The following is a 7,473-nucleotide window of genomic DNA, read 5'->3' as shown; positions in this document are numbered from 1 at the left end:
GTCGGGGTCTTCGTACACCTTCACCCCGTAGGCGCCGGCCAGCTCGGCCGCCGCTTCGGGCCGGCGGCCCCATACGCCGGTGAAGTCGGAGCCGGCGTGGGCGGCGAGGGCGGGGGCGTGGGTGCGGCGGGCCCAGGGGCCGGTGCCCAGCAGGCCGACGCGGGGGCGGGGGCGGCCGGGGGTCCACGCGGAGCCCTCGCCGGAAGAGTTCAAATCGTACGAAATGCTCACCTGCTCAGTCTGCCCCACTCGGACGGGTGCGCGGCATGCGACCCGCGCAGGCCACCCGACCTGCGGCGCAAACCCCGGTAACAAGGGGTTCACATACGGGCAATCGATGAGAAATCGCCGAGGGGGACGCTTTCGGCCAAGACCGCAGCACCCGTGCAGCACCCGCAGAGTCAGGATGGATGGGCCCGTGAGCTACAAGGCTGAGTACATCTGGATCGACGGCACCGAGCCGACGGCGAAGCTCCGCTCCAAGACGAAGATCCTGGCCGACGGGGCCGAGCTGCCGATCTGGGGCTTCGACGGCTCCAGCACCAACCAGGCGGAGGGGCACGCCTCGGACCGCGTGCTCCAGCCCGTGTTCTCCTGCCCGGACCCGATCCGGGGCGGGGCGAACATCCTGGTGCTGTGCGAGGTACTGAACATCGACATGACCCCGCACGAGTCGAACACCCGCGCGCTGCTGCGTCCGGTCGCCGAGAAGTTCGCCGCGCACGAGCCGGTCTTCGGCATCGAGCAGGAGTACACCTTCTTCGACGGCGCCCGTCCGCTCGGCTTCCCGGTCGGCGGCTTCCCGGCGGCGCAGGGCGGCTACTACTGCGGCGCAGGGCGGCTACTACTGCGGCGTGGGCGCGGACGAGATCTTCGGCCGCGAGATCGTCGAGAAGCACCTGGACCACTGCCTCGCCGCCGGCCTGGAGATCTCCGGCATCAACGCGGAGGTCATGCCCGGCCAGTGGGAGTTCCAGGTCGGCCCGGTGGGGCCGCTGGAGGTCTCCGACCAGCTGTGGATCGCGCGCTGGCTGCTGTACCGCACGGCCGAGGAGTTCAACGTGTCGGCGACGCTGAACCCGAAGCCGGTGAAGGGCGACTGGAACGGCGCGGGCGCGCACACCAACTTCTCCACGAGGGCGATGCGCGAGGACTACCGCGCGATCATCTCGGCGTGCGAGGCGCTGGGCGAGGGCAGCAAGCCGCTGGACCACGTCAAGAACTACGGCGCGGGCATCGACGAGCGTCTGACGGGTCTGCACGAGACCGCCCCCTGGAACGAGTTCAGCTACGGCGTCTCGGACCGCGGCGCGTCGGTGCGCATCCCGTGGCAGGTGGAGAAGGACGGCAAGGGCTACATCGAGGACCGCCGCCCGAACGCGAACGTGGACCCGTACGTGGTGACGCGGCTGATCGTGGACACCTGCTGCACCGGCCTGGAGAAGGACGGCCTGGTCTGACGGCCGGAGACGTGGGACGGATCGGCCCACGATGCGATACGCGTGACGGGACCGGGCGTGCGGAAGCGACTTTTCTGTTAACGATTTGCCGGGATTGTGACGGCCTGACGAAGAGTTGACGACGGAATTTGAGATTCCGATCCACCAGGTGAGACGCGGCCTGCCCGGGGCCCGCGGTTTCTGCTTCAATGACGCCCATGGCCAGCCATCCGTACACCCCGACAGGTCGCAGCGACCTGGAGCCGTTCTGGCCGTCCCGTCAGGACCACGATTTCGACCGGGTGTGTTGCCGCGCCGAGAACGCGCCGGCCCTCTAAAGCCTTCCGGGACCTCTCACCAGATCCGCCCGGGGCCTTCGGTCTGCGCGGTACGCAACGACTACGTGCATACGCACACGTGCACATGCACACGTACGTCTTCTGCCGACCACTCCGCGTGAAAGAGCTGACCACTCATGGCTAACACCCGCTCCATCGCTTCTGCCGCCTCCGCTGCGACCTCCGCGCCCCTGCCCTTCCCGCCGTTCCCGGCGGCCGGTCCGCGCCACCGGCTGCGGGCCGTGGACCGGGACGAGGTGGCCCGGGTGGCGGACCTGCTCCCGCCGGGCGCCACCTGGCTGCCCGCGCCCCAGCACGCCGTGCCCACCCTGCCGGGCCAGCCGCCGATGGTCGGCTACCTGGTCCTCGTACCGGCCGACCAGCAGCCGATCGCCTTCGCCCCGCACTCCGTGCCCGTACCGGTGCCGGCACCGGGGGCCGGGACCGTGGCGCCCGTCCAGCCTGCGGCGCAGCCCTCGACCACCACCGGAGACGCGCTCGTGCGGATCGACACCGCGCAGCGCACGGCGGAGGTGGACGGCGAACTGCTCGACCTCACCTACCTGGAGTTCGAGCTGCTCGCCCACCTGGTGGCCCACCCGCACCGGGTGCACAGCCGCGACCAGTTGGTCACCACGGTGTGGGGCTACGGCCACGTCGGCGACGGCCGGACGGTCGACGTCCACATCGCCCGCCTGCGGCGGAAGCTCGGCGCGGCGCACCGCGGCGCGATCCAGACGGTCCGCCGCGTGGGGTACAAGTACACCCCCTGAGGCCCGGTACGGCGGTGGGCCCGTACGCGCCGGAGCGCGTACGGGCCCACCGTCACCGCGTCACGCGGCCTTCGGCGCCCGCCTGCGGGCGGCGAAGCCGAGGGCCACGTCCAGCACGAGGAACGCCAGCAGGCTGATCCCCAGCAGCGGGACGAACCATCCCACCACCGCGGTCACGCAGGCGAACGGCAGCAGCACGGTCACCGGCAGCCTGCGCCAGGCACCGCGCGGCTGGGCGCGCCCGACGGAGAGGGCGCGGTCCTTGGTGGGCCGGCGCATCCACCACATCCGGTAGCCCCAGACGATCAGGAACATCACCGCCACGGCGAGCGCGGCCAGGGCGATCTGGTTGGCGATCCCGAAGGTCAGGCCCATGTGCAGGTCGATCCCGAACCGGGTCAGCTGTGCGAGCAGCGGGTAGTCCGCGAAGCGGAGCTCGTCCATGATCCGGCCGTCGGCCGGGTCGACGGCGACCGAGTCCAGGTGCACGGGCAGGGTCTTGTCGGCCTCCTTGACGACGTAGCCCTTGCCCTTGGCGGGCAGGGTGACGCGCAGGCTCTCGGTGACCCCGGCGGCGCGGGCGGCGGCGACGGCCTTGTCGATGCCGATGTCGGTGGCGGGCATCGGCATGGTCATCTCCGTGCCGTCGGGCATGACGTGCCCCGCGTGCTCGCCTCCGCCGTCGGCGGCCGCCGCGCCCGGTGTGAGCTGGGCGGCGACGGAGGGGGTGGCCCCGCCGAGCCGGTCCTGGAGCTGTCCGATGTTCTCACCGGCGTACTTCGACCAGGTCAGGCCGGTCGCGGAGAGGCCGACCAGGCCCACGGCGGCCCAGAGGCCGATGCTGCCGTGCCAGGAGAGGGTCTTGCGGCGGCCGGTGGCCCGGCGGTCGGGGACGACGAGCAGGGCCTTGCGGGTGCGGCGGCGGCCGATCCACAGGGCGAGGCCGCCGAGGGTGACCACCCAGAGCCAGCTGGCGGCGAGTTCGCTGTAGTTCCGGCCGAACTCCCCGAGCTGGAGGCTTGCGTGGAACTCGCTCAGCCAGGCCCGCAGGGGCAGCGCGTCACCGCTGGTGGTGAGCCGGCCGCGGACCTCGGCGGTGTAGGGGTCGACGAAGACGGTGAGCGTCTTGCCCTCCTCCAGGCCCGGTTCCTCCATGATCACGCGCGTGGTGGCGTCCGCCTCGGGCGCGGGCCACACGCCGACCACCTTGCCCTGGGGTTCGGCGGCCTTGGCGGCCTTCACCTGGGTGCCGAGCGGGACGGATGCCTCGCCGACCCGGTCGACGGTCAGCTCGTGGGAGTAGAGGATCCGCTCGGCCTGCCAGGAACCGGCGTAGAGCAGACCGGTGGCGGCGGCGAGGAAGAGCACCGGGGCTATGAGCAGCCCGGCGTAGAAGTGCATGCGCAGCAGCAGCGGCCGCAGCGCGGCCCATCCCGCGGCTCCGCCGCCGGCTCCGCCGGTCATGGGGGCCCGGGCGGTGTCGGCCGGGGTGGCGGGGCCGGATTCGGCCGGGCCGTCGGGCCCGGGTTCGGCTGCGGATTCGGCGTCCCGCGTGCGGGCGTCCGTGAGGTCGTCAAGGGACATGTCGGTCCTGGGGTTCGGCGAAACAGGGGATCGGCCCCCGGTCCCGCCACCCCCTCGTGGACGGAGGGTGCGCCGGTCAGACGGCGCGGGCAGGAAGCGGCCGGAGGGCCGTGGTGCGGGTGTCTCGCCGACGGGGCGGGCCCCGGCGGACGGCCGTATGGGCGTGTACGGCTCCGCGCAGGCGGCGCGGCGGCCGGTACGAGGGACGCTGCGCGGGCGGGCCCGGTACGGGGGCCGGCCGGGTGCGGAGCAGGACGAGGGCGCGGGCGAGGGGCCGGGCGGCCAGCAGGGCGGTGGCCCCGAGGGCCCCGGCCAGCCGGAACACGGCGGCCTCGCCCCAGGCGAGCCAGAGGGCGCAGAACAGCCCGGCGAGCAGGTGCGCGGCGAGCATCCCGAAGCCGCCGTGCCCGGCCGTCCCGAGCAGATCGGCGAGCCCGCCGCCCATGCCGTCGGCCATCCCGGACATGGAGCCCGTACCGTCGGCCATCCCGGTGGCGGAGGTCATCCCGTCCGCCAGGCCGGAGGCGTGGGCCATGCCGGAATGGGCCATGCCCGCGTGGGCCATCCCGGAGCCCGGAGCCAGCCCGTCGGCCACCCCGGAAGCGTGGGCCATGTCCGCGTGGGCCATCCCGGAGGCCGGAGCCATCCCGTCGGCCATTCCGGTGGCGGAGGTCATCGCGTCCGCCACGCCGGAGGCATGGGCCACACCCGAGTGGGCCGTCCCGAAGGCCGGAGCCATGCCGTCGGCCATCCCGGAAGCCGAGTCCGGCCCGTCCGCCAGGCCCGGGGCGTGGATCATGCCCGAGTGCGCTGTGCCCCCGCCCGGGTGCGGCAACGGGTGGTGGTGCCCCGCCATCGCGGCGGAGCCGTGCCCGTGGCCCTGGCCGGCGGAGAACGCGACGTGCAGCGCGGCCTGGACCGCCAGCAGGGCCGTGGTGATGCCCAGCGGCCCGCACCGGCGGCCGGCGGCCGTCCAGGCGAGGGCGGCGGTCACGGCGAAGGCGCCAAGGAGGAGGGCGAAGGGGACATCCATCCCGGACATGTACGAATGCCCCAGCGCACCCAATGCCACGCACACGGCCGCGAACATCGCGGCCCGCATGGCGCGCAGCGGAGCGCGGAGGCGGATTTCAGACATGTCCGGGTCATGCTCTCACGGGGGCCGCCCACGCTCCCGCCGGGGCCGTATCCGATCATGGACGGGTGAATCCACTCCCCCGGTCTTGGCCGTCGCTCCCCCTGGGCCCGCTGGGCGCGCTCTACACGGGCGGGGTCCAGCTCGGGGCCCATGCCCTGGAGCGGCTGGCCCCGGCCGAGCGGGAGCGGATGCTGCGCGACTGCTCGACGAACGTCGACAACCTCGACCGCGGCCGCTGGGAGACCCTGCTGAGCAGTGCGCTCGTCGTCGAGGAACCGATGCCGCTGCCGTACGCGCTGCTGCTGGTCGCGGTGCTGGGCTACGCGGAGTACGCCTACGGGGCCTGGTGGACGGCCGCGGTCTTCCTCTTCGGGCACGCCTCGGCGACGCTCCTCGTCTACGGGGTGCTGCGCCGCACGGCCGACCGGGAGACCCGGCGGGCCCTGGACGTCGGCACGAGCTACGGGTTCAACGCCGTCCTCGGCGCGCTGACCTCGGCCCTGCCGCGCGGGGCGGTGCGCACGACGGCCCGGGCCGGGCTGCTGGCGCTCGCGGCGCGGCCGGTGCTGCGGCGGGAGCGGACCTTCACCGACGCCGGCCACCTCGTGGCGCTGGGCCTCGGCCTGGGGGTCTCGTTCGCCGTCGATTATCTTTCCCGGTCGAACCATCGGAAAATCTCCCATATGTGAGCAAGAGGCGCGACGGCGGCCGCCACCGCCCCGCGCCCGCAGGACACGCACCACCCGCACGACAGGCCTGACACGCCTGACACGAGTCACCACACCTCACCCCGCCGGCCGGGTCCCCCTCGCCGCGCGCACACCGCTGGAGCCGCCACGATGACCGCCACGACCTCCACCACCGTCGCCAACCTCCGCGACCTCGGCGGCACCCCGCTCGCCGGCGGCCGTACCGTCCGCTCCGGCCTCGTGCTGCGCTCGGCCGCCCTGGACCGCCTCGACCTCGACGCCGACCCGGCGGTGGCCGCGCTGGGCCTGCGTACGGTCATCGACCTGCGCAGCGACGCCGAGCGGGCCGATCACCCGGACCGGATACCGGAGGGTGCCCGCCTGCTGGTGCGCGACGTCCTGGCCGACAAGATCACCGAGTCCCGGATGCCCGCCGCGGCGCAGCTCAAGGACCTGCTGGCCGACCCGGTGGCGGCCGACGAGCACCTGGGCGACGGCAAGGCGCAGGCCCTGTTCGGCTCGGTCTACCGGTCCTTCGTCACCACGGCCTCCGCGCACGCCGCGTACCGCACGCTGCTGATGGAGGCCGCCGACCCGGAGGCGGGCCCGCTGCTGTTCCACTGCACGGCCGGCAAGGACCGTACGGGCTGGGGCGCGACGGTGCTGCTGTCGCTGCTCGGCGCCGACGACGAGACCCTGATGGCCGAATACATGGCGGTGAACCCCGCGGTGAAGGCGGCCTTCGCCCCGCTGATCGAGGGCTTCACCGCCGCCGGCGGGGACCCGGACATCGCACTGGCGCTGATCGGGGTGTTCCCCTCGTACCTTGAGGCCGGCCTGGACGAGCTCTACCTGCGCTTCGGGTCGATGGAGAAGTACGTCCGCGACGGCCTGGACGTCCCGGACGAGACGGTCGAGGCGCTGCGGGCGCGGCTCGTCGCCTGACCAGCCGATCCGGCCCGGCGTCACGCCCGGCGCGCCCGAATCATCCGAACGTGTGCGCCGGTGCGGGTGACCATCCCATGATTCGCTCGTTCTGCTGAACGTGACTGCGCCGGATACCGCCACCCGCCCCCTGCCCCCCGACGTCGAGCAGGCCGAGGCCGCCATCGTCGAGCACTACCCGCGGCTGGTGCGGCTCGCCTACCTGGTGCTGCCGCCCTCCCTGGGCCGCAACCGGCGGGTGCTCACCGCCCATTCCCTGGCCCAGCGCGCGCTGCCGCGCGGGCGGCGGGCCACCGACGCCGCCGCGGTGCAGGGCGGGGTGCCGGCGCAGCGGGGCGGGCTGGGCGGGCCCGAGTCCGGGTACGCGTACGTACGGCTGCGGGTGCTGAGGTCCGCCCTGGAGGCGGGGGTTCCGCTGACCTTCAAGGCGCTCCCGCTGCGCGGGCAGCTTCCGGCGCTGCTCCCGCAGGTGTGGGGGCTGCGGCTGTTCCCGCGCGCGGGCGGGGCCGAGGAGCTGGCCCTGGACCAGTGGCTGGCCACCCTGAACGGGCCCGGCCGGGCGGCGTG

General features: G+C 73.7%; 6 protein-coding genes and 2 pseudogenes. 5 read left to right on the top strand and 3 right to left on the bottom strand.

All coding sequences use genetic code 11. From position 1 onward, the window contains the following. On the bottom strand, nt 1-213 hold a 213-nt coding region (locus VR44_RS30640; protein ID WP_045950876.1), incomplete at its 3' end, for a Gfo/Idh/MocA family oxidoreductase. 205 nt (nt 214-418) lie between these two features. Here VR44_RS30640 and glnII point away from each other — a divergent pair. Then, nucleotides 419-1,460: pseudogene (glnII, locus tag VR44_RS30635) on the top strand (glutamine synthetase). Nucleotides 1,461-1,914: 454 nt separating this feature from the next. Then, entirely contained in the window at nt 1,915-2,550 is a 636-nt protein-coding gene (locus tag VR44_RS30630; protein WP_045950875.1) for a winged helix-turn-helix domain-containing protein, read from the top strand. 60 nt (nt 2,551-2,610) lie between these two features. Here the strand turns inward: VR44_RS30630 and VR44_RS30625 are convergent, their stop codons facing one another. After that, nucleotides 2,611-4,134, bottom strand: a complete 1,524-nt coding sequence (locus tag VR44_RS30625; RefSeq protein ID WP_045950874.1) for a PepSY-associated TM helix domain-containing protein — start codon at nt 4,132-4,134, stop codon at nt 2,611-2,613. Between the two features lie 76 nt (nt 4,135-4,210). After that, entirely contained in the window at nt 4,211-5,272 is a 1,062-nt protein-coding gene (locus VR44_RS41545; protein ID WP_157880449.1) for a hypothetical protein, read from the bottom strand. A gap of 65 nt (nt 5,273-5,337) precedes the next feature. Between VR44_RS41545 and VR44_RS30610 the strand changes: the two genes are divergently transcribed. From VR44_RS30610 to VR44_RS30600, 3 genes and pseudogenes are all read left to right on the top strand, one after another. Beyond that, a complete protein-coding gene (locus VR44_RS30610; RefSeq protein WP_245692530.1) occupies nt 5,338-5,961 on the top strand; it encodes a rhomboid-like protein in 624 nt (207 codons plus the stop codon). Between the two features lie 150 nt (nt 5,962-6,111). Beyond that, a complete protein-coding gene (locus VR44_RS30605; protein ID WP_045950873.1) occupies nt 6,112-6,906 on the top strand; it encodes a tyrosine-protein phosphatase in 795 nt (264 codons plus the stop codon). A gap of 100 nt (nt 6,907-7,006) precedes the next feature. Beyond that, nucleotides 7,007-7,473, top strand: a pseudogene (locus VR44_RS30600) (hypothetical protein); the annotation flags it as partial.

Origin of the sequence: Streptomyces katrae (genome assembly GCF_000966975.1) — a bacterium.
In the GTDB taxonomy this organism is placed as follows: domain Bacteria; phylum Actinomycetota; class Actinomycetes; order Streptomycetales; family Streptomycetaceae; genus Streptomyces; species Streptomyces katrae.
This window is presented reverse-complemented; position numbering and strand designations above follow the sequence as displayed.